19 protein-coding genes and 2 pseudogenes are annotated in these 20,506 nt (G+C 60.9%); 13 read left to right on the forward strand and 8 right to left on the reverse strand.

Features of this window, described 5'->3' with window-relative positions:
- Window positions 1-71: 71 nt before the first annotated feature.
- Entirely contained in the window at window positions 72-380 is a 309-nt protein-coding gene (locus BJD99_RS13640) for a hypothetical protein (RefSeq protein WP_084347420.1), read from the reverse strand.
- 285 nt (window positions 381-665) lie between these two features.
- On the opposite strand from BJD99_RS13640, the pseudogene BJD99_RS13645 reads away from it, so the two are divergent.
- Window positions 666-1,488 (forward strand): annotated as a pseudogene (locus tag BJD99_RS13645) (transposase).
- A gap of 159 nt (window positions 1,489-1,647) precedes the next feature.
- The gene (locus BJD99_RS20785; protein ID WP_143542160.1) at window positions 1,648-1,836 is read left to right on the forward strand and encodes a hypothetical protein; all 189 of its coding nucleotides are present in this window, start codon (window positions 1,648-1,650) and stop codon (window positions 1,834-1,836) included.
- Window positions 1,837-1,974: 138 nt separating this feature from the next.
- On the opposite strand, the gene BJD99_RS13655 is transcribed toward BJD99_RS20785, so the two are convergent.
- Window positions 1,975-2,553, reverse strand: coding sequence for a hypothetical protein (locus tag BJD99_RS13655; protein ID WP_136170175.1), 579 nt, complete (start codon window positions 2,551-2,553; stop codon window positions 1,975-1,977).
- 58 nt (window positions 2,554-2,611) lie between these two features.
- A pseudogene (locus BJD99_RS21300) lies at window positions 2,612-3,073 on the reverse strand (hypothetical protein); the annotation flags it as partial.
- A 2-nt stretch (window positions 3,074-3,075) separates the two neighbouring features.
- Between BJD99_RS21300 and BJD99_RS13665 the strand changes: the two are divergent.
- The 5 genes from BJD99_RS13665 to BJD99_RS13685 all read left to right on the forward strand — a co-directional run bounded on the left by BJD99_RS13665 (window position 3,076) and on the right by BJD99_RS13685 (window position 6,294).
- Complete coding sequence (locus tag BJD99_RS13665; RefSeq protein WP_084347427.1) at window positions 3,076-3,528, forward strand: MerR family transcriptional regulator; 453 nt, start codon at window positions 3,076-3,078, stop codon at window positions 3,526-3,528.
- 12 nt (window positions 3,529-3,540) lie between these two features.
- The gene (locus BJD99_RS13670; protein ID WP_084347429.1) at window positions 3,541-4,533 is read left to right on the forward strand and encodes an aldo/keto reductase; all 993 of its coding nucleotides are present in this window, start codon (window positions 3,541-3,543) and stop codon (window positions 4,531-4,533) included.
- 306 nt (window positions 4,534-4,839) lie between these two features.
- Window positions 4,840-5,322, forward strand: a complete 483-nt coding sequence (locus tag BJD99_RS13675; RefSeq protein WP_084347431.1) for a hypothetical protein — start codon at window positions 4,840-4,842, stop codon at window positions 5,320-5,322.
- Window positions 5,271-5,882 (forward strand): helix-turn-helix domain-containing protein, encoded by a 612-nt coding sequence (locus BJD99_RS13680; protein WP_084347433.1) that lies wholly within the window; start codon window positions 5,271-5,273, stop codon window positions 5,880-5,882. The genes BJD99_RS13675 and BJD99_RS13680 overlap by 52 nt, the downstream gene beginning before the upstream one ends.
- Window positions 5,875-6,294: a hypothetical protein gene (locus BJD99_RS13685; protein ID WP_084347435.1), complete on the forward strand. Its 420-nt coding sequence runs from the start codon at window positions 5,875-5,877 to the stop codon at window positions 6,292-6,294. The genes BJD99_RS13680 and BJD99_RS13685 overlap by 8 nt, the downstream gene beginning before the upstream one ends.
- A 227-nt stretch (window positions 6,295-6,521) precedes the next feature.
- Here BJD99_RS13685 and BJD99_RS13690 read toward each other — a convergent pair whose 3' ends face one another.
- Window positions 6,522-7,112 (reverse strand): TetR/AcrR family transcriptional regulator, encoded by a 591-nt coding sequence (locus BJD99_RS13690; RefSeq protein WP_218775721.1) that lies wholly within the window; start codon window positions 7,110-7,112, stop codon window positions 6,522-6,524.
- A gap of 71 nt (window positions 7,113-7,183) precedes the next feature.
- Here BJD99_RS13690 and BJD99_RS13695 point away from each other — a divergent pair, with 71 nt between their 5' ends.
- Window positions 7,184-7,600, forward strand: coding sequence for a DUF1707 domain-containing protein (locus tag BJD99_RS13695; protein WP_084347439.1), 417 nt, complete (start codon window positions 7,184-7,186; stop codon window positions 7,598-7,600).
- Window positions 7,601-7,805: 205 nt separating this feature from the next.
- On the opposite strand, the gene BJD99_RS13700 is transcribed toward BJD99_RS13695, so the two are convergent.
- The 3 genes from BJD99_RS13700 to BJD99_RS20990 all read right to left on the reverse strand — a co-directional run bounded on the left by BJD99_RS13700 (window position 7,806) and on the right by BJD99_RS20990 (window position 10,606).
- Complete coding sequence (locus tag BJD99_RS13700; RefSeq protein ID WP_084347441.1) at window positions 7,806-8,528, reverse strand: class F sortase; 723 nt, start codon at window positions 8,526-8,528, stop codon at window positions 7,806-7,808.
- Window positions 8,528-9,889, reverse strand: a complete 1,362-nt coding sequence (locus BJD99_RS13705) for an ice-binding family protein (protein ID WP_218775722.1) — start codon at window positions 9,887-9,889, stop codon at window positions 8,528-8,530. Before BJD99_RS13705 ends, BJD99_RS13700 begins: the two co-directional genes overlap by 1 nt.
- A gap of 546 nt (window positions 9,890-10,435) precedes the next feature.
- Entirely contained in the window at window positions 10,436-10,606 is a 171-nt protein-coding gene (locus tag BJD99_RS20990; RefSeq protein WP_179142333.1) for a hypothetical protein, read from the reverse strand.
- 987 nt (window positions 10,607-11,593) lie between these two features.
- Between BJD99_RS20990 and BJD99_RS13710 the strand changes: the two genes are divergently transcribed.
- The 4 genes from BJD99_RS13710 to BJD99_RS13725 are packed head-to-tail and all read left to right on the forward strand — an operon-like array spanning window position 11,594 to window position 18,156.
- Window positions 11,594-13,090, forward strand: coding sequence for a hypothetical protein (locus tag BJD99_RS13710; RefSeq protein ID WP_143542162.1), 1,497 nt, complete (start codon window positions 11,594-11,596; stop codon window positions 13,088-13,090).
- Window positions 13,083-14,486 (forward strand): glycosyltransferase family 2 protein, encoded by a 1,404-nt coding sequence (locus tag BJD99_RS13715; protein WP_084347447.1) that lies wholly within the window; start codon window positions 13,083-13,085, stop codon window positions 14,484-14,486. Before BJD99_RS13710 ends, BJD99_RS13715 begins: the two co-directional genes overlap by 8 nt.
- Window positions 14,483-16,471 carry a hypothetical protein gene (locus tag BJD99_RS13720; protein ID WP_084347449.1) on the forward strand — a complete coding sequence of 663 codons (1,989 nt, stop codon included), beginning with the start codon at window positions 14,483-14,485 and terminating at the stop codon, window positions 16,469-16,471. Before BJD99_RS13715 ends, BJD99_RS13720 begins: the two co-directional genes overlap by 4 nt.
- 5 nt (window positions 16,472-16,476) lie before the next feature.
- A complete protein-coding gene (locus BJD99_RS13725; RefSeq protein ID WP_143542163.1) occupies window positions 16,477-18,156 on the forward strand; it encodes a hypothetical protein in 1,680 nt (559 codons plus the stop codon).
- On the opposite strand, the gene BJD99_RS13730 is transcribed toward BJD99_RS13725, so the two are convergent.
- Window positions 18,129-18,416 carry a hypothetical protein gene (locus tag BJD99_RS13730; protein WP_143542164.1) on the reverse strand — a complete coding sequence of 96 codons (288 nt, stop codon included), beginning with the start codon at window positions 18,414-18,416 and terminating at the stop codon, window positions 18,129-18,131. The two genes, BJD99_RS13725 and BJD99_RS13730, sit on opposite strands and share 28 nt — an antisense overlap.
- 527 nt (window positions 18,417-18,943) lie before the next feature.
- Between BJD99_RS13730 and BJD99_RS13740 the strand changes: the two genes are divergently transcribed.
- A complete protein-coding gene (locus BJD99_RS13740) occupies window positions 18,944-20,338 on the forward strand; it encodes an IS1380 family transposase (RefSeq protein WP_084345178.1) in 1,395 nt (464 codons plus the stop codon).
- Window positions 20,339-20,506 lie beyond the last annotated feature (168 nt).

Here is a 20,506-nt window from a genome sequence, read left to right on the forward strand (position 1 = left end):
AGCTCAATCCCTTTTGACCAGATCCCCGATACGTCCGACGCATCCTGGCACGGCGCATCCGCAGCAGCCGGTCATACATCGGCGAGGAAAAGCGCCATCATCAGCCCAGATCTATCGGAGGAGTCCGTGGTCTCGAAAATGTGATCGAGCAAAGCCTCTACCGGAACTGGCTTCGGGATTTCGTCATACTTGTCGCTGACCCTTCCGAGCTTCAACAGATCGCTGTTGTTGACGCAATCCAGAATTAACCTGACATCCGAGCGATCTGCATCCCCCGAGCTCGTCCCCATAAGCAGCAATACATCCGCGATCGAGAGCCAGTCGTCGATCTCTAGAATCCCGTGAAGGACCTTGCTGACCAGGTCGTCATAGCGCGACATGCATTTTCCCATCCTCGGATACAGAACGTTGTTCGATTCTAGTTGTGAGAAGCGACGGCCACCCGGCCGGGAACTGGCTCGATGTCACGTAACCCACGCAACGCTCGCTGGAGGTAATTAGTGGCCGTCCGCGGGGGCTACGCCGTGGCCGCGCTCCAGGGTTCGGATCCTGTTGGTTTTCCGAGCCATCACGGTTGGGTCGCTGATCGCGCCTGAGCGGCCACACGCCCTCCCCCGTCTAGGTTTTGGCTTGTCGAAGGTCAAAACTGAAGAACGGAGAACGGCGTGCAGAACGCTAGCTTATGGCGCACTGTGTTGGGCGTCGAGAACGTCGAGAACGTCGAATTCGACGACGACACACAATCGATCGTGGCGCATGCAAGGCCTGCAAGTGCGACCAGGGGTCGATGTGGAGCTTGCGGTTCGAGGGCCTCCTGGTATGACCGTGGGCAAGGTCGACGGCAGTGGCGCGGCCTGGATGTGGGAACCGTTCAAATCTTCCTGGAGGGAGATGCTCCGCGGGTTGATTGCCGCATCCACGGGCCGACGGTGCGCCAGGCCCCGTGGGCTCGTCATGGTGCCGGGCATACGCGCTCGTTCGATCAGCAGGTCGCCTGGTTGGCCACACAGTGCTCCAAGAAGGCAATCACCGAGCTGATGCGGATCGCCTGGCGCACAGTGGGATCGATCATCGCTCGGGTGTGGGCCGACACCGCCGCCGGTATCGACGCGATAGCATGCCTGACACGAATCGGGATCGACGAGATCTCGTACAAACGCGGCCACAAGTACCTCACCGTCGTCGTCGACCACGACACCGGAGCTCCCCGTCGACCAGGCCGCCGACGCACTCGAACGCTGGATTCAGTGGGCACGGCGCAGCCGTATCGAATCGTTCGTCACACTGCAACGTCGCATTGGCGGCCACCGCGAACAGATCCTTGCTGCTATCGAACACTGCTTGTCCAACGGACTCGTCGAATCCATGAACACCAAGATCCGACTCCTCACTCGCATCGCTTTCGGATTTGTCCGTCCAGAGGCACTCATCTCCCTGGCGATGCTCACTCTCGGAGGACACCGACCTTCACTACCGGGCCGCCGATGACCCCACACATCAGTCACAAGGGCCGATTTCCTTGACACTCGGCTATGTTTCGATGTGGGAAGCAAGCCAACGAATATCGTTGCGTCACAGTCGCGGCAACGCGAGGCCGACGATTTGAGGTTCGACGGTAGGACCAACCAGCGCAGACAGGAGCGCCACATGACGACTGCTGCATTGTTTGTTCTCGCAACGCCTGTGGTGTTGGTTGCGTTTCTGGCGGTTCTCACCGGCCTCGGTGAATACCGCCGCACCGGTAAATGGGCCTTGGCGGTGCTGGCCGTTCCATGCTTTCCACTGTTTTGGGTTGCTTGGTATGTCCGTGACGACCTCGGAAGCGCTTCGCGCTGACCGCGGTGGGCCGCTGTTAGTGAGGTGCCAGTTCGAGACGCCATCGGCGGTTGTCATTGGTGAAGCCGCTAACCGGGCCCAGGCGAACAGTGCATGGCCAGTACGTGGCCGCGGGTGTCTGTGTCGGAGTGTGCATCATCAGAACACTGGGCCGTCGGTGACTGAGGAGCATTTGACGAAGCCTGTGACGGTGACATCGGTGGTCGAGTCGGGTTCGATCGAGCGTGTTGTTGCCGAGAATCCCGCGCCGACAATCTCGGTGTCGACGACTTGAATGTCGAGCTGGTCCAAGGCAGTCAGGTCATGGTGGACGCCCTCGCGGTCGACGTACTGCAGCGACATGTAGTCCGTCTTTTCTCCTGCCTCGTTTGAGATGTGGGTGGGGCCGAACAGGAGTTTGAGCGAGAAGTCCTCGCCTGGTCTGGCGCTGCCTTCGTCGAATATGGCGAAGTCGCTGGTGGCGGCTGAAAAGGCGCGGGAGGATCCGTCGGAGTTGGTGGTGCACTGTGTTTCGGTTCCGGCCGGAAGGCTTGCGGCCCCGAACCAACCTGATTCGAACTGGATGTAGCTGCCCTGGCCGTCACTGCGCGGGGTAGTGGGAGCCGGGCGCAGGTCCACCTGGGCGTGACTCTCGTCCGGTCCTGTACTGCAGCCAACCGCTGCGGCGAGCAACAATGCCGTGATGAGTATCGGACTAACCCTGCCGGATGCGTGCACGTGCTGCCTCCCGATGGTTGATAGACACGGACAGGCTAGCGGTATGAGGTACGGACGTCAGTGACGCGGTGCCGGGCCGGCGGTAAGCGGCAGGCGGTCGTCCTGCGCGTGCTGAAGGCGGTCGGTGGTAATTGCAGTGAACGTTCCAGATTTCGACAGCGGTGCGTCGTTGCTGTTCACGGGAGTAGCGCACCTCCTCGGCGAGGATATGGCTGTAGCGTTCGACTTCCCGTGGGCACACCAACCGCAGCCGTCGGGGATTCTCCCGACTTTCTTGATGTCGACGTGCATCATCTGACCGGGTGGTTTCGCGAAGATCCCGATGGCGTCGGCGCGCAGTTCGAACGTAATTCGTGAGGCCGACCATTTTCGGGTTCACCGCATGGATTCGATCTCGGCCACGACCTGTGACGCTGTGGCGGGAGATGCCCATTTCGGCGGCCACGTGGGCGATCGGGCGACCCGGGCAGCGCGGAATCGAAGGTTGACTTGGAGTGCACTCCAAGACGTACTGTCGCATTCATGAGTGCACCAGCACGGCAAACATCGACTGGCCGACCCGAGGGCATCGGAATTGCCGAGATGGCGGAATGCTCGGGGCTGACCCAGGACACGCTTCGGTGGTACGAGCGAGAGGGGTTGACTCCTGACATTCCCCGATCACCAAATGGTCGACGCGTTTTCACGCCGAGGATGGTCTCCTTGCTGAATCTGCTTGTTCGCCTTCGGTCGACGGGTATGCCGACTGCTGATATGCGCGATTTCGTGAAGCTCATCGACGGCGGTCCGGCGACGCATCGTCAGCGGGTCGCTATTCTCTCCGCGCACCGCGCGCGTATCGCGGAGCGTCAACGGCACCTCACCGATGCCAGCAACGCTTTGGAGTCGAAAATTTCACACTACGAACTCCTCATCTCGGAGGGGCTGGACTGCGAGGGAGCCGCAGTCCCCAATCCAACGGACAACGACCAGTAAGTGGGTACACACATGTCAATTCCAACTCGTAGAATCCCCGCCCTCGACCGCGACGTCAGTGCCATCGGACTCGGCTGCATGGGCATCAACTGGGCCTATGCGCGCGACGACGCGGATTCGGCCCGCACAGGCTCGGAGATTCTTGCCCACGCACTCGCGTCGGGAATCGATTTCTTCGATACCAGTGACGCTTACGCCGCCGGAGAGAACGAAAAGATTGTCGGCAACGCTGTGGCTGACGCCGACGTCGTCATCGCGACGAAGGCGGGCCTGATCGGTTCCATGGACAGCGGGAAGCCGACACTGACACGTAACGGCCGTCCCGATCACCTTCGGAAGGCGTGCGATGACAGTCTGCGGCGCCTTGGAATCGACACCATCGATCTCTACTACCTGCACCGCGTCGATGATCAGGTGCCGATCGAGGAATCGTGGGGAGCGCTGTCCGATCTTGTTGCTGCAGGCAAGGTTCGAGCGTTGGGTTTGAGTGAAGTCACGGTCGAGCAAGCCGAGGCGGCGCACAGTATCCACCCGGTGGCGGCTGTTCAATCCGAACTATCGGTATGGACCCGAGACGCATTGGGGCAGGGCAATACTCCTGATGGTGCCGCTGTCGGGAACATCGTCGACTGGACCCGTGACCGCGACGCGGTGTTCGTTGCTTTCTCACCGCTGGGGCGCGGATTCCTGACCGGGAGCCTCGATACTGCGGCCCTGCCGTCGAGCGACTTCAGGACGACCCTTCCCCGGTTCACCGGTTCGGCGGCGCAACAAAATGAAGCAATCGTCGACGCCCTCGCGTCAGTCGCCGATCGCCACGCCACGACGCCGGCAGCTATCGCGTTGGCATGGGTATTGGCGCAGGGCCAGCACGTCATCCCGATCCCGGGGACGACGAAGGCGACTCACCTCGACGCCAACCTCCTTGCTGCGCAGCTCACTCTTTCTGCAGAGGATCTCGAGATCCTCGACGGTGCACCTGCCGCTGTCGGCCCACGGTACTGAGATGAAGCTGGGACGAGGTAAGGGGACAGGGTGGGACATTTGTCCGTCCACGTCGGTGACACCGCAAGGTAACAGATACCCCTTGCCTCCCGCGAAAGCCGCTTCGTCCGTCCGTCAACGTGGACGTGTCCTGTGTTCCCATACATCCGAAGTCGATACTGACCACCGGAGTGCCGAGAGGCTTCTTGGCGTTATGTATCGCTTTGCCAGGGTCATTCAGATGGGCGAATCCTACCGTCGTTGTAGCATCCGTATCCCGGACAAACGCGGCATGAGCCGTGCTCTTTCGATCAAGGGATTGCCCAGTTGCCTCAACGACGTGAACACTTTTCGAAAGCCTCTGCGGGTGGGTGCGAATGGTTCGAGACCGACCTCTACACCCGCACACTCGACAGATACTCGACTGAATCGGAACTGGAGATCGAGCATCTGCTCAACATGATGGATATAGCGGAAGATCCGGGCGGCCTACCCAACAACCAGTACGACGCCCCTATCGGGTGGCTGAGCAAGATCAGTCGGCACAACCCGCCATGGCTGGCCGAAATCAAATCGGCGGGACCAGAAGAACCCGACGGAGGCCACCGTAAATACCGCCTGTACTTCGGTGAGGCCCCATCTGATCAACACGCCTTGCTCGCAGCCCTCATCGAGTTCAAGCACACGAGCTGGTCGAACAACAAACAGAAGACCGCCCAGACGAAGCACATCAAGGCTGCGCTCGAATCCATCGCCAGATGGTGCTCCTGGAAAAGATGCGACTACCGGCACCGCTTGGACAGCCTCTGACGTGGCGTTCAACACCCGGTGTTGCGATTTTTGCATCAACCCAGGAGGCTGAGAACATGGCACGCACACCTCGACGACAAACGCGAAGCGCCGTACTAGCGCGACGCCTCTCCAATACGGAGCTTTCGTTCAAGCTGCAGCTGGTCAAAATTCGCAACGACCGCGGCCTGACACAAACCGACGTCGCAGAGAAGATGGGCGTCGACAAGAGCGCCGTCTCGCGCTTTGAGCGAATCGACGCCAACCCGCGTCTGGCCACGATCCGCGCGTACGCACTCGCCATCGATGCGATCTTTGAGATGACAGCGACCGAAAACGAGCCCGAAATCCACGTATTCGGCGTCGGAAAGCCCTCCGTATCGCGCCCCAACGCGAACGACGCCTATCGAATCCTGGTTCTACACAGCAATAAGAGCGCACAGTCACCTCCGGCCATCGTCTTTGGCGGCACGAAGCACAGCAATCTCAGTTTCGGCGAAGCCGGAGTTGCCGACCGTCGACAGGGTGCACTCGTAACCAGACTCACGCCCACGGACGCAGAGGACATGCACCATGTTTAGCTCGCTCTTCTTTTCCGCGCACGTCACGGTCACAGACGGATTGGTCAATGTCCTCGAAGGCGGAGTCAGCCGCGCAACCCGACCGGTCTTCCCAAGTCATCTAGGCCTCTACCTTGTCGCCGTTCTCGACGCCAATGGCAAGCCGGACGTCGAGGTCAAGATTCGACTCGTCGACGCAGATGAGCCGAATACGGTTATCACCGAACTGTTCGCCGTGGCCGAACTACAGCAAACACCCGGAGACGACTACGACCCTCGAACGATGTCCAACCCGCTCGTCGTCGACCTGACCAACGCTGTCATACCGAAGCCAGGCACGTACCGCGTAGAGACGTTCACAGACGGCGAGCCATCTCTGTCGATCTATCTACAGGTCGTACCCACACCGTCGAACGTCCCTGTGCCTGCCTGAGCGCCCCTTCTTTATCTCCTATGAGCCAGTCCGAATCGGCCACCGTACGAGTCGGTGAGTGCACCGACTCCGGCATTCTGGACGACGAGTAGTGTTGCCGTTGTTCGCATTCAGGCTCGACTGGGTCGAGCGGCGGGCGGTACTCTCTCACGAGATCGTGCACTTGGAACGCGGAATCTTCCACTCACCGAGACGGTCCATCTACATGCGCTGCTGGACGTCAGGTTTCAGGGAAGTGGGAGGAGCCGATTGATGACAACATCCAATGCGGCCAACGCTTCTACTTCTCTGCCCTCGTCGTAGAGCATGGTCAGCGCAAGACCGTCACTGGTTGCGATCAATGCATCGGCCACAGTTGAAGTTTCGATGTCTGCAGAAACGGCGCCTTGTCGTCGCCCCTCCTCGAGATACTGGGTGAGTGCTGCGCGGATGTCGTTGTCGACTGCAATGGCGGCTTCGGAGTAGGGGCGATGTCCGATCGCTCGGACTGAAAACTCCGCCCAAATTCGGGCTTCGGCTCTTCTTTCGGCGTCGAGCGGGAGCGTGGCGAGTAACCAACTCCGCACGACGTCGACGAGGGTGCCGGTGCGATCGACCGACTGGAGCCTGGCTTCCACTCGTTCGCCCACGAGTTGTAGTGCGAATTCGAGCATTTCGTCTTTGGTGCGGAAGTGCTTCTGGATTGCCCCGACGGAGCAGTCGGCGCGTTCAGCGACTGCTCGGATGTTTGTTCCGGCGAGGCCTTCGTCGGCGATCAATTCCAGCAGCATGTTTCCGACATGTCGCCGTCGCTCGTTGGGGTTGTAGGTCGGGGGCACAACATCCAGCATAGAATACAAACGTATTCTATGCTGGATGTTGTCAGTGTCGATCGAATGGAGTCCGAAACATGTCCGACTACCTGCCAACTCGTCGAGCCACCGACGCAGAGCGCCTCGATGCAACTCTCCACCTGACGGACGCTCTAGCCAGAGGGGCTTTGAGCGGTGAGGAGTACAACGATCGGATCGAGGACGTGAACAGCGCTCAATCGATAGACCAGATCACAGCCACTCTGATTGACCTGCCTCCTTTGCTGCCGGCCACCACCGCGAGCGAAAAACGTAAACGGGATGAACTACGCGAGTGGCTCAGAGAGTGGCAGTACTGGCTCGGCGGTTCGGTGCTGATGGTGGGCATTTGGGGAGTGCAAAGTCTGATGGACGGATCTGCGATCAAGTTCTGGCCGGGACTTCCGATTGGAATTTGGGCGCTCGTGCTCATCGCGTGTGTGTTCTGGCCGAGCGAGGAGCACGAAAGTAGCTGAACAGGGCGCATGTTACGAATGCACCGCGTCGATCGCGTTCGCTGCGATGGGGGTTGCGTCGCAGGTCTTACATTTGCGTAACCACGCCTCCAGGCGTGGTCCTCCGTTTCGATGGCGTTGTTCGCGAACTACTATGCGGCAGCGATGCCTTCGCTGCCGCATAGTGGAGAGCTCGTCGGTGACGATCTTGACTCTTCTGCTGGGTTCAAGTGAGAGCTGCGTACACGACGATGTTGTCGTCGTAACTCGCGGCATCGCTGTCGAACGCACCGCCGCAAGTGATCAATCTGAGACCGGCATAATCGATATCGCCGTACACCGATGCCGTCGGAAACTCGGCTTTGGGATACTGCTCGATGTCCGAGACGGTGAAGGTCAGCACGCTGTCATCCTGACGGCTGACGATGACACTGTCCCCGCTGTTCAGTTCGCGTAGACGATAGAAAATCCCAGGGTCGCCGCCCCAATCCACGTGCCCGGCGACGATGGAGGGGCCCATCTCACCCGGGGTAGGTGAACCGTCGTACCAGCCGCCAGGGAATCCACCCGACGGCACCTCCATGGTGCCGTCGGCCTGCAGCCCCAATCCGATGAGGTCGGAATCGACACCGATTGCCGGAATCTCGATCCGCACCGGCGTCGACGCCGAGAGCGGCGCGACAGCAACCGCCGTATCGATGGCCTGCGGATCTTCCGAAGGTGCGAGCGACGGCGCGGCCGGTTGAGGTGTGGCTGGCGAAGCTGAACTGGGGGAGTCGGCCAACGATAGCGGCTGGTTGACCGTCGACGTATCGGTATCTGTCGACGCGCCGCATCCGGTGATAAGCGCTATCGCGAGTACAACCGCAGTGACGAGCCCTCCCACCGCGCCCCGATGTCGAGGCGCGGTGGGACGATCGTTGTATCCCGAGTGGCGGTGGGAGAACATCAGCTGCCGTTGATGTTTCGGTTCTGGCGCCGAGCGACTATCAGTCCGGCTCCACCGACGAGTACCACCGCAGCCGTCCACATCGGTGCCGATTGACGCGTATTACTCTGCTGAGCGGTACTGCCGTCACCGGTGTCGACTCCACCGTTGGGAATCTGCGTGATCTGGCCACCGGGTGCATTGGTGCTCGGGCCACCGTTGGGTCCATTGTTGGGGGCTGGAGCTTGCGGTGCATTAGGTGTACCTGGCGCGTTGGGTGTCCCCGGTGCGTTCGGAACGCCGGGAGCATTGGGGACTCCTGGCACATTCGGTACGCCCGGCACATTCGGTGCTCCAGGGATCGGCGGAATCGTGATCACCGGTGGGACACCGGGAATCGAAGGTAGTCCGGGAATCGGGGGGATGGTGATGACCACCGGGGGGACGGTTGTTGTGGTGGTGGTGATCGGGGGTGTCGTTGTGGTGGTGGTGGGTGGCACGGTTGTGGTGGTGGTGGGTGGCACGGTTGTTGTGGTGGTGGGTGGCACGGTGGTTGTGGTGGTGGGTGGCACGGTTGTTGTGGTGGTGGGTGGCACGGTTGTTGTGGTGGTGGGTGGCACGGTTGTTGTGGTGGTGGGTGGCACGGTGGTGGTTGTGGTGGGTGGCGCGGTGGTAGTGGTCGGCGGCGTGGAACACGTCGGACGTGTGATGAGGTTGGTGTCCAGTGCGACTTGACCATTGCGTGCCAGGATTCGGCCGGCAACCGTGGCTCCGGTTTCCAGAGTGATCGAGGTGAGCGCCATGATTGTACCGATGAACGTGGTGGCGGTGCCCAGTATGGCGGAGCTGCCGACCTGCCAGAACACGTTGCAGGGGTCCGCACCGCCGATGAGGTTGACCTTGCTGCTCGGTGCCGTGATCAACGTCGAACCTGCTTGAAAGATGAAGACGGCGGCCGGATCTGATTGGGCGTCAAGGGTTACAGTCCCGGTCAGTCCGAGCGCAGAGTCCGCTTTGTACACTCCGGGAGCAAGGGTTTGTCCACCGAGGTCGGTCGAGACCAACGTTGGTGGCGTCCGCCCTGCAGCGTCGTTGTAGGCGGTGGTCAGGTCCGCCTGTGCCTGCAGTGCGGCGGCGTCCGCAGAATGAATGACCCCGTTGTTTACCAAGCCAGGGGGGAATCCGGTGACGGCGGTGCCGGGGCTGACGCCGAGATCGCCCGAGACGACCGATGGGCCTGTGTTGGTGACCGTGGTGCCAGCCAGCACCGCATAAGATTCCGCTGTTCCCAAGTCCACCGGCGCGATGGCTGCACCTGCCGTCGCATTGGGCAGTATGAGTAGCGCAGCGGTGCCCAATGCGAGAATGCCGACCGACGGCATGGCGAGAAATCGGATTCGTTTTGGGGAATGCGAGTTCGGTGCAGATCGTGGTTGTGGCATATGTGGTCCTTTTTGGCGGCGGCGTTTGTAGACGCACACCGGCGTCCCCCGACTAGCCGGTTTACGTTGAATGAGCCTCCGCGGCCCGCGACGGTTCGCCGCCCCGTGTGTGTGGGGCGATGATCGTCGAGGTTCCGCGTGTGCTGACGTGCAGCGGCGCAAGTCCGACCCTGATCGAGTCCGAAAGGTGCCTGATCGAAAGGATTGTGCAGAACTAAGCGCTTTGTCAGTGAAAAGATTACCGCGTGAAATCCGATGTGTGGCGTATGTGACATTAGCTGCAATGCCCAGGATTCAACACGAAATGCACGTTAAACAGAAGGTTTGTTTCAATTGAATAATTCAGCCAAATGGTTGTTTATGTTGTTCGTTTAACTTGCTATATACCGAAACGTCATGCCCCGAAGTCCGAGCGAATACTATGTTCGAAAGTAAGTTTCAGCTGCGCGAGCATCGTGGCGCGGCGCGCGTCAACCTCGACAGAGGTCAGGTTGGACTGCCCCGCATCCGATCATCGACTCGCAGCGGGAACTGCTGGCAGTGATGGTCGAGAAGCACCTCGTTTGCCACCGAAACCACACCCAACCGGTTGTCGCCGTCGAAGCGTTGGCCCGCTGGAATCATCCCAGCCGCGACGTCCGGTGCCGCCAATTTCATCGCAGTTACTGAAACGAGCCAGTTGATCATCGACCTTGATCCCGCCGTCCTCAGCGCTGGTGCGGTGGATCTGAGGGCCTGACTGCCAGCCGATACGGGCTTCGGTTCTGCACGTCAACCTGTCCGGTGCGCATTTCACGCATCCGAACTGCGTGGATTGCCTCACGTCCGTGGTGTGGGCAGCCGGCGTCGACCCTGAATCGGTAGTCCTCGAGATCACCGAATCGGTCGCTTTTCCGTGAACTCGGTCAGGCACAGTTCGTATGCGAGTTGCGTCGTATCGGCTTCGGCGTCGTCCTTGATGACATCGGTACCGGTGGATTTGGGCTTAACAGGGCTTAACACTTACGGTGGAAGGCGTCGAGACAGCAGAACGGCTCGCGCGACGTGCACGATGGAGCAGACCTTGCTTGTTATCAAATACGACAATCTTTTCGCGGTGGGTGATGGCGCGGCCACTGACCCGCTGCGTGCTTCCGCTCGCTGTAGAGAACCAGTACTCGTCGCTCACAATGTCTGTGCGCATCGCGTTCTACTACGCCCGGGCGGGTGTCGACGACGCGCAGTGGTGGCTGATGCCGGCGTTTGCTGTGGGCGTCAGCATCCCGAAGCTGGGACGGTGAGGGGGCTCGAACCGACCGGGTTTCGCGCGGGCCCGATGACCTCCTCGCTTCGATGGTTCATTCATACGAATGAATGGTTTCAGTGTTCCATTCAAGCGATAAGTCGAAAAGAATGCGCCGCGTAGAGCCCGTTCACAGCAAATGATCTTTAGTATTGATATGGCGCACCATTCGGTCTGAATGCCCGTTTTATCCACGTTGGTGAGCTGCCTCACTAACGTGGATACCGTGCTGTACTTTTTCGATTTACTTGCTTTACTGCCTATGGAGTAATTATCCGGTGCGTCACCCTGGCGGTGATCGGGCATGATGGCAAATGCCAAGGGGAGGGCGCGATGTCGGTCGCGGCTAGTCGGATCCGTCGATGACGACAGAGCAAGAAGCTCACGTGCAGGCACCCGACAAAGAGAATCTGCGTACGCGGATCTCCCGGAGTGTCCGTGCTCCTAGGCAATTTACCCTTACCGGTCGCTTTCTCCTCACTGCAGGGACGACCACTGTCGCATTCGCGCCGGTGATTTCCGCTAACTTTTTTGCAGCAATCGACGGTGCGCCCACGCTCTATCTGGTTCTGTTGCCGATGTGGGTGCTCATGATCGGGTATGGGGTCGGTCAGGTTACCCAGGGACGGGTCATCGACGACAAAGAATTGGACTGGATCGCAGCGCTGGTGATCTGCGTGGTGGCTATCGGCTGTACGTACATGGCGATTCCGCGACTATTGGCGAGTGCGACGCTGTGGCATATCGAGCTGGTACCAATTTTCGCGGTGGTTTTCTGCGGGTGCATTCTCAATTTCGGCATCAGACGGGCATTTCGCGGATGGCGCGTTCTTCTGTTCACGGCGTTCTGTTTCCCGGGAACGGTGGTGCTCGCCTCCGCGTACTTCGGCGGTACACCGCTGGTGTTCAGTCTCGTCGTCGCCGGTCTCAATACTCTTGCCGTGTGGTTTGCGATGGTGCGCCGGCCGGTGCGCTGGGGGTTGTCCTTCGCTGTGGCGGTGTGCACCGTTCTCGGCGCGGTGGCCTTGACGCCGCTGTCTAGTACCGCGGGTCTGGTGGTTCCGTCCATCGTGACGTCATGCTGTGCGGCCGCGTACGCGTTCTTTCGTCCTGGAGTTCATTCGTCCGGGGCGTATTTGGATATGCCACAGCGGTCGTTGATTTCGGTGTTCGTGCTGGCTCTGGTGGCCTTGCTCGCGCTGGCGGTTCTTCCGGACCCTGCTTCGCGCATGCGCGAATCGAGCATGGCGACCGCCCCGACCGATTGGCTCGACAGCCTTGCGGATTCGAACAGTTTCAACCTGAGTGAGCAGGAACGGTTCGATTGGGGACCGGCAATTCTGGGTCCCGGCGGTTCGGTTGTCCGGTACGAGTTGGACGTCGCCGGAGATCCTGAGCGGGTGATGTTCCTCGACGTGTTCACCGCCCGATCAGCGGGTGTTCTCTCCAGCTTCCGGGGGTCGATCTGGTACGCATCGAACCCGCCGGCCCGTGTGAAGGAGAAGTTCGCGGAGTTGGATCATGGTGTCGTAGTGGTGGGTTCGCAGAACGGCACCGACGAGGTCAGCACTCCGAATGAACCACTGTGGGCAGCGCTGGGGTGGACGTGGAAGACACAGTCCGCCGACGACGGCAAGGTGTTCCAGCGCGTGTATCTCATGATGTCCAAGCGCGCGGATGAACCTCGCAACGTTCCTCGCCCGAAGATGCCTACGTTCGAGGGAACCGTTCTGGGACCGATCGACTGGTTGGCTCGTCAGCAGGGCAGCGCGGAGTGGGATTCGGGCCAGGAGAAGTACATGGACACCCTGGTGGAGACGCTCGAATCGATCCTGGCGAGCGGATCCTTCGATGACTGATTACACCCAAGCGTTGCCTGCGCGTTGGTCCGCGGCCATGACCTTCACGCGTGGCCAGGTGATCGGGCTGCTTGCGTCGGCGTTGGTGCTGTCGACGGCGCTGGTGTTGGCGACCGACAAGACACTCACCGCAATCGTCGTGGTCGTCAACCTGTATTACCTGGCATCCATCATCGACAAGACGTACCTGCTGCACCTCGGAATGACCAAGAGTGTTGCCGTGCGCGTATCCGACGAACGGGCACTGGCTGTTCCCGACGACGAGTTACCCCACTACACGGTCCTGCTGCCGGTATTCGACGAACCCGAGATCGTTCGGACGCTGATGGACGGCGTCGGTCGGTTGAACTACCCGCCCGACAAGTTGGACATCTTGTTGCTTCTCGAAGCAGACGATTCCGCCACCATCGAGGCGTTCGAGGAAGGGCTGGTCGGCGGTGTCACTCCGGTACTGGTGCCGCCGAGCGAGCCTCGAACGAAACCGAAGGCCTGCAACTACGGGATGTCGCTCGAGTTCGAACGCAGCGAGTACGCCACGATCTACGACGCCGAGGACATCCCTGATCCTCTGCAATTACGCAGAGCTGCAGTCATGTTCGCCGAGTCGCCGCCCGAAGTTGCCTGTATTCAGGCCCGTCTCGGTTACTTCAACGAGAAGCAGAACATCCTGACCAAGTGGTTCGCCATGGAGTACGACCAGTGGTTCACCTACATGCTTCCCGCGCTTGCTCGACGCGGATGCGTCATTCCTCTCGGCGGCACGTCGAATCACTTCCGGAGCAGTGTGTGGCGAGAGCTGGGTGGTTGGGACTCGTTCAATGTCACCGAGGATGCCGACTTGGGAGTTCGCCTGGCACGCCACGGTTACCGGACGGCGCTGATGGACTCGGTGACCCTCGAGGAAGCGAACAGTGATCCGGTCAATTGGATTCGCCAGCGTTCCCGGTGGTACAAGGGCTACTTGCAGACCTTTCTGGTGCACTTTCGTTCGCCCCGAAAACTGGTACGCGAGATAGGCCTGGTGCCGACGCTGCGGTTTGCGAACACCACGTTGGGGATGCCGTTGAGCAACGTCATCAACTTGCTCTTCTGGTGCAGTGTCTTGTTCTGGTATGTCGGGCATCCGGCGATCATGGAGACGCTCCTACCCGGCGCGATCTACTACGTCAGTCTGCTGCTCTTCACGCTGGGGAACGTCGTGACATTGATGTTGGGGCTGATCTCCACGCGGGCAACCGAGAAACCTTATCTGCTCCTCGCCGCGCTGACCGTGCCCGCGTACTGGGTCATGCAGGGGCTCGCGGCGGTCAAGGGACTTTTTCAACTCTTCTTCCGTGCGTCGTACTGGGAAAAAACTGTTCATGGCCTGTCGAACGATGGTGAGGGAAACAAGTGAATGCGATCTGTGGTCGAGTGAGAACGGCGTGCTCGGTTCTCGTTGTAGGACTGGTGCTGTCGCTGTCGACGGCAGGATTTCCATCGACTGCCATAGCCCAGCCCTCCGAGTCGATCGAGGATCAGGAGGGCGAGCCGCTGGTCTTGACCTGGCCCGCGTTGGGGTTGGGATCCGAGATCGTCTTCGACGCGGCCGATGCGGAACAGGCTGTGCAGGTGCCCGTTCCGGCGGGGAGTGCGATGCTCGCCTTGACCGGTCAGTTGCGCGCCCCTGTCGAACTCGGACGGGGATATCTCGAGGTCACCTCGGCCGATGGTCGTTTTCTCGGTTCCGCGGACATCCCGGATGTCGAATCAGGCCAGCGTGTGACTCCGTTCTCGATCGATCTCGCGGGTGCGGCCGTCGATGCAGCTGCCGGTATGGCGACACTGCGGATGACCGTCAGGCCTCTCGACCGTTCGAGTGCGATGTGCGGTGCGCCGCAACGGCTGACGGCGGCCGACCTTGCGGTCAGTTTCACTGCTGCAGAACAGGTCCCGGAAACCGTCGATCAGTTCTTTCCCTCGGTGCTCGATGCGGTGGAGGTGTTCGTGGACCCGGAACCGACGACTGCCGAGAAAGAGAGTGTGTTGACTCTGGCTGCAGCCCTGGTGCATCGGTACGGCCCCATTCCCGTGCAGATTTCGGTACGGCCGTTGAGCCGGACGGCGCCCGTCCCTGCCGGTGGGAGTGGGTTGACCCGTTCGGTCGTGGTACGTGAGGGCGCCGAGGCTGGGGCCAGTATCGGCGATGCCGACGCAGGGTCCGTTCTCGTTCTCAGTGGAACCGGTCACGCGTTGGCCGATCAGGTCGGGGTGTTCACTGCCGGTCTCGACAGATTGGTTCAGGTGCGGTCCGCGACGGTCACCAATCTGGAGGCCGATGAGATCCTGGGTACCGATACGTTGACCTTCGAGCAGCTCGGCGCCGTCGCATCGACGTCGGTTCTCGGCTCGGCGCAAATGTTTTCGGGCTTCGACTCCAGTTCCTTCGGGCTGACTCAGCCCGGCAGTATGGAGGTGCATCTGATGGCCGATTACACCCCGGTGTCCGACGCCACCGCCACTGCCACTATTTCTGCGGGCGGGCAGGTGATGCATGCGCAAGAGTTGGATTCGTCCGGCCGAGTGGACACGACGTTCTCCGTCGCCGGCGGGGCAATAGCTCGCGCCGTGGGTCTGAATGTGGCCCTGACCTACAGCCCGACTGCCGGGTGCACTCCGTTCACTGCTCCCATCCAGTTCTCGATCGACCCGGAGTCGACGGTCACGGTGTCGGGCAGTAGCGGTGGCACCGGCGGCTTCAAATCCCTGCCCACCAGCCTCATGCCCACCTTCCAGGTCGCGTTCGACGAGCAGGACCCCGAAGCCAATGGTGTGCTGGGATTGTCCTACGCGACGCGCGTGGTGGCGTCGATGCAGACAACTGCGAATGCGGTGATGAGGCCGATGGTGGCACCGATGGATGAGGTCGTCGGTAGCGGCATGGGAGCGCTGCTGGTTGCCGATGCGGATTCGCTCGGCGCGGCGGGTATGGCGGCGCCGTTGGCTGTCTCCGATGGGGCGGTGAAGATCTCGACCGATCAAGGCGTGACCATGGATGTCGACGGCGGAATCGGGTCCTTGCAAGTTTTTGCGGAAGGCGATCGGACCGTCGTCGCAATCACGACGACGGGGGAGTGGTCCCTGGTCGGGCCGGTTCTCGATCGAGCGACTGCTGGTGGCAGTTGGGCGGATCTGTCCGGTGACGTCGTCGCTGCTGGTCTCGGCGGTGACGCCGTGCCGATGACGGTGGTGAGCGATGGACCGGCAGGGGCGGTGTCCGGGCCGGAGCGCGGGTGGGTGACGTGGCTCTGGATCGGAGCGTCGGCCTTGGTCGTCGCTGCGGCCGTGATGGTGGCAGGGTTGTGGATGGATCGACGTCGTAAACGAGCGGCGTCCCAGTAGTGACGGTGACGGACCTTCGGGAACCCGAAACCCCGATCATTACGAAACCTGCTCGGTACGAGCGTGTCTGGACCTACTCGCTGTTCCTCCCGTGTGCGGTGCTCTACGGCGTCGTCGGATACCTGCTGGCATCGACATACAACCTGATCGACGGCGACGGACCGTCTCGAGTGGCCAATGCGGGCTACACAATTTTCAGTCGGGACCCGCATCTCGGTGCGATCGGGTTCGTGTGGAATCCACTACCGAGCGTCGTCGAGATCCCGTTGCTGTTGCTGACTCCGGTGTGGCCGGAGATGAAGACGCTGGGTTTGGCCGGTGTGGTGCAGAGTGCGGTGTTCATGGCGCTCGCGGTGGTGGCGGTTCGTCGTATTGCGTTGGACCGGAACGTGCCTCGGGTATGGCGGTGGCTCGCCGTGGCCACCTTCGCGCTCAATCCCATGATCATCGAGTACGGCGCGACGGGGTTGAGCGAGGCCGCGTTCATCTTCTTCGTCGTCGTTGCCGTTCGACGCCTGCTGTTGTGGATGAGTACTCGCGACGTGCTCGATTTGGCGTGGGCGGGTTTCGCGATCGGACTGAGCTATCTGGTGCGTTACGACGCGCTCAGCGTGGCGGCAGCAGCAGTGGTGGGTGTGTTTCTGGTGACCTGGTTACGTTATCGGGGTACCGCCGGAAACAAGGGGGCTCTGGGGACAGCTCTGCACGACGGGGTGATCGTGGGATTGCCCGCGGCGGCAGCGTTCGTGGTCTGGGCAGTCGCCGGGTGGGTCTTGACCGGAGAAGCGATTTCGCAGATCACCTCCCCCTACGGAAACTCCTCGCAGGTATCGGTGGCTGCCGTGAACCAAGGCGGAAGCGGGGTAGACCTGTCTTTTGCCAGTGGCGAGATTCTCGCTCGAATCTTCGGCATGCAGCCGTTGCTGGTCGTGGTGTTGGCGGTGGCAGCTGTTGTCGCACAACGACAACGACGCCTCGGTTCGTTCGTCCCTACCGCCTTGTTCGGCGCGGTGATCATCTTTCAGGCCGCTGCTCAGATCACGGGTACCACCTTCGGGTGGTTCAGGTTCTATATCTTCGTCATTCCGCTCGTGGTCATCACGGTGCTGACGTGGTGGTCACCGGTAACGGAGCGCGCGCGGAGTGCGTCGGGATGGGCTCGGCATCTGCCCGGTGTGGCCATGCTCGCCGTCGCGGTGACGTCTATTCCGGTCACCTGGGTGTCGATGTTGGACCCTGCAGTGGGGAATCAGAGTGTGCAGTTCGGCTTGCGGTCGATCGTGTCGCCTTCGGCGAATCCGATGGACCAGGAGTACTACTTTCAACTCTTCCAGGATGACAGGGCGATCGCCGAGTGGCTCGATCGGCAGAATCTGCCAGAGGGATCGGTTCTTTCGGATAGCTTCCAGAGTTGGGGAATCTGGTTGGCGTCGAACCGACCGGACCAATTTGTGATCACCAGCGACTTCGACTTCTTCGCGGTTCTCAATGACCCCGCAGCGAGTGGCATCCGGTACATCTTGGTTTCCGATCCAGTGGCGGACGGAGGTATGGATGCCATCAACACGCGCTATCCCAGTTTGTGGGATGACGGCGCGGGCATCAGTACTCGCGAGATGAGCGTGGTTGGCCCGGGCGGCATGATCCGTTGGCGAATCTATTCGGTCGACGCGACCGGCGGGTGACGGTTGGCGAAGTTGTCGACGCATGCGCCTTGGATCTGGCGAACGAGTACAACGGTCAACGGTGCCACTGCGATCAACGCCACCCATGCGACGGGCGACAAGGCCACTACCGAGCCCGTTGCCACAATCAGTACGGCCAACACGAGCGCACCAGCGAGCCAGGGCACGATGCGTCGAGAGTGGATCAAGAAACCCGCTACTGGGCGCTGAGTACTGGATTGGCGCTGTACCGCAGGCGCGTCGCTATGCAGATCTATCATGACAGTCTCCTGGACCACGAGGTGTCCAATAAAAGTACCTTTGGTTTGTTTAAACTTCAAATACAGACCGGTTGTAGGCGGCTGCCTGATTTTGATGTCGTAGAGTCCGCCCACGGCCGGGGCCTGCAGTGGCATCGGCTCGTCAGAAACATTCGGGCGAATGACTTGGTTTGACGCTCAATCACCGGCATGATGCCTTCTTATGTACAAGGTGCGCAGACGTAACGTCTTCCTCAGGCCTCGCATGATCGACGTCTACATCGGGCTCGCCGGCGGCGGCATCGTAGCGGCCGGGATGCTTGCGATGAGCCTGCGCTGAACTGAGCTCTCGAATGACTGTGCAGGTCGGGGTGGAATCTGCCCGACCTGCACAGTGATTCGACTGTAATCAGTCGGCGGGCTACTAGCCTCGGGCTTTCACGCGAATTGAGCTCGACCGAGTGTCAGTTCAGAGGAATGGTGCCCTGAACTGGGAAGATTGAACTTGCGAAGGTAACAATCCAGCGAGTTCGAGAGGCACCATTCCGGTGAGTAAGTCTACGTCGCCCTACCCCGCCCTATCCGTCGATGCGACCGGAAACGGGATCGTGTCGCACGCAGGTGCCGTCACCGTCCTGCGCACCGCCGAGGTCACAGGACTCACCGCAGCCCTGTCCGAGCAGCTCGCACCATGGCGTAAACCGTTGGCGCGCTTCGACCCCGGCAAGATTGTCGTCGATCTGGCAGTGTCACTGGCACTCGGCGGCGACTGCCTCGCCGACATCGCTACCCTGCGAGAACACGCGGGCGTCTTCGGGCAGGTGCCTTCGGATCCGACGGTGTCCCGACTGGTCTCCGTCCTGGCCTGCGATGCTCCGCGTGTACTCGCAGCGATCGACAACGCCCGCGCACAGGCTCGCGCTGCTGCGTGGGCACACGCCGGCCATCACGCGCCTGATCACGACATTTCTGCGCAGAACCCGATCGTCATCGACCTCGATGCCACCCTGGTCACCGCCCATTCGGAGAAGGAGAAAGCGGCACCGACCTACAAACGCGGATTCGGATTCCACCCACTGCTGGCCTTCGTCGACCACGGCAAGTCCGGTACCGGCGAACCCGTCGCAGCGCTTCTACGTCCAGGAAACGCAGGCTCGAACACCGCCGTCGACCACATCGAGGTCACTCGGAAAGCATTGGCGCAGTTGCCGTTCACTACCGGACAGCGACCTGGGAGGAAAGTGTTGGTACGGACAGACGGCGCTGGGGCGAGCCACGCATTCCTTACCTGGCTGCACAGGCAGCGGGTGTCGTATTCGATCGGCTTCGCGCTCACCGACGCCATGGTCCACGCTCTCGCTGCTGTTCCGGAGAATGCATGGTCTGTCGCCGTTGACTCGGAGGAGAAGGTCCGAGACGGCGCATGGGTCATCGACGCCACCGGAATCATTGATGTCACCGCGTGGCCGCCGGGGATGCGGGTGATCATCCGGAAGGAAAGGCCACATCCAGGTGCCCAACTGCGGTTCACCGACAGCGACGGTCTGCGGTTGACCGCTTTTGCCACCAACACCGTCGGTGGTCAAGTCCAGGACCTCGAACTACGGCACCGGCGCCGCGCGCGATGCGAGGACCGTATCCGCACCGCCAAGGACACCGGGCTCAGTAACTTTCCATTGCACGGTTTCGACCAGAACCGTATTTGGCTCGCACTCGTCGAACTCGCTCTCGAACTCACCGCATGGACACAGATGCTCGGCTTCCCCGATCACGATGCCCTGCGCTGGGAGCCCAAACGTATTCGTCTACGGATCTTTTCGATCGCTGGCCGCATCTCGTCCCATGCCCGTCGCATCAGACTGAAACTGTCGAAGAACGCGTCCTGGTCCGATGCGATCGTTTCCGCCCTGACACGATTGGCGGCGTTACGCGCACCCGCCTGACCCGGACCACCATCCCATCAACATGGAAGTAAACCTCTCGGGCGGTGGAACCGAGCGTTCAACCGATCGACATCGGCCGACACATCGCGCCCGATCGACGTGCACTCGGCCGCAAACGACAATCTCGATCCGATCAGGTCACCACGACAGCACGAAGAAAGATCGAGG

It is taken from the genome of Rhodococcus sp. 1163, from assembly GCF_002091985.1.
Classification (GTDB): domain Bacteria; phylum Actinomycetota; class Actinomycetes; order Mycobacteriales; family Mycobacteriaceae; genus Rhodococcoides.

Bases quoted from the DNA above. Each gene is read 5' to 3' on its own strand.
- BJD99_RS13715 (WP_084347447.1), top strand. From the start codon at position 13,083: ATGACTGATTACACCCAAGCGTTGCCTGCGCGTTGGTCCGCGGCCATG.
- BJD99_RS13730 (WP_143542164.1), bottom strand. From the start codon at position 18,416: ATGATAGATCTGCATAGCGACGCGCCTGCGGTACAGCGCCAATCCAGT.
- BJD99_RS13670 (WP_084347429.1), top strand. From the start codon at position 3,541: ATGTCAATTCCAACTCGTAGAATCCCCGCCCTCGACCGCGACGTCAGT.
- BJD99_RS13665 (WP_084347427.1), top strand. From the start codon at position 3,076: ATGAGTGCACCAGCACGGCAAACATCGACTGGCCGACCCGAGGGCATC.
- BJD99_RS13685 (WP_084347435.1), top strand. From the start codon at position 5,875: ATGTTTAGCTCGCTCTTCTTTTCCGCGCACGTCACGGTCACAGACGGA.
- BJD99_RS13700 (WP_084347441.1), bottom strand. From the start codon at position 8,528: ATGTTCTCCCACCGCCACTCGGGATACAACGATCGTCCCACCGCGCCT.
- BJD99_RS13695 (WP_084347439.1), top strand. From the start codon at position 7,184: ATGTCCGACTACCTGCCAACTCGTCGAGCCACCGACGCAGAGCGCCTC.
- BJD99_RS20990 (WP_179142333.1), bottom strand. From the start codon at position 10,606: ATGAAATTGGCGGCACCGGACGTCGCGGCTGGGATGATTCCAGCGGGC.
- BJD99_RS13640 (WP_084347420.1), bottom strand. From the start codon at position 380: ATGTCGCGCTATGACGACCTGGTCAGCAAGGTCCTTCACGGGATTCTA.
- BJD99_RS20785 (WP_143542160.1), top strand. From the start codon at position 1,648: ATGACGACTGCTGCATTGTTTGTTCTCGCAACGCCTGTGGTGTTGGTT.
- BJD99_RS13705 (WP_218775722.1), bottom strand. From the start codon at position 9,889: ATGCCGTCGGTCGGCATTCTCGCATTGGGCACCGCTGCGCTACTCATA.
- BJD99_RS13680 (WP_084347433.1), top strand. From the start codon at position 5,271: ATGGTGCTCCTGGAAAAGATGCGACTACCGGCACCGCTTGGACAGCCT.
- BJD99_RS13710 (WP_143542162.1), top strand. From the start codon at position 11,594: ATGACGACAGAGCAAGAAGCTCACGTGCAGGCACCCGACAAAGAGAAT.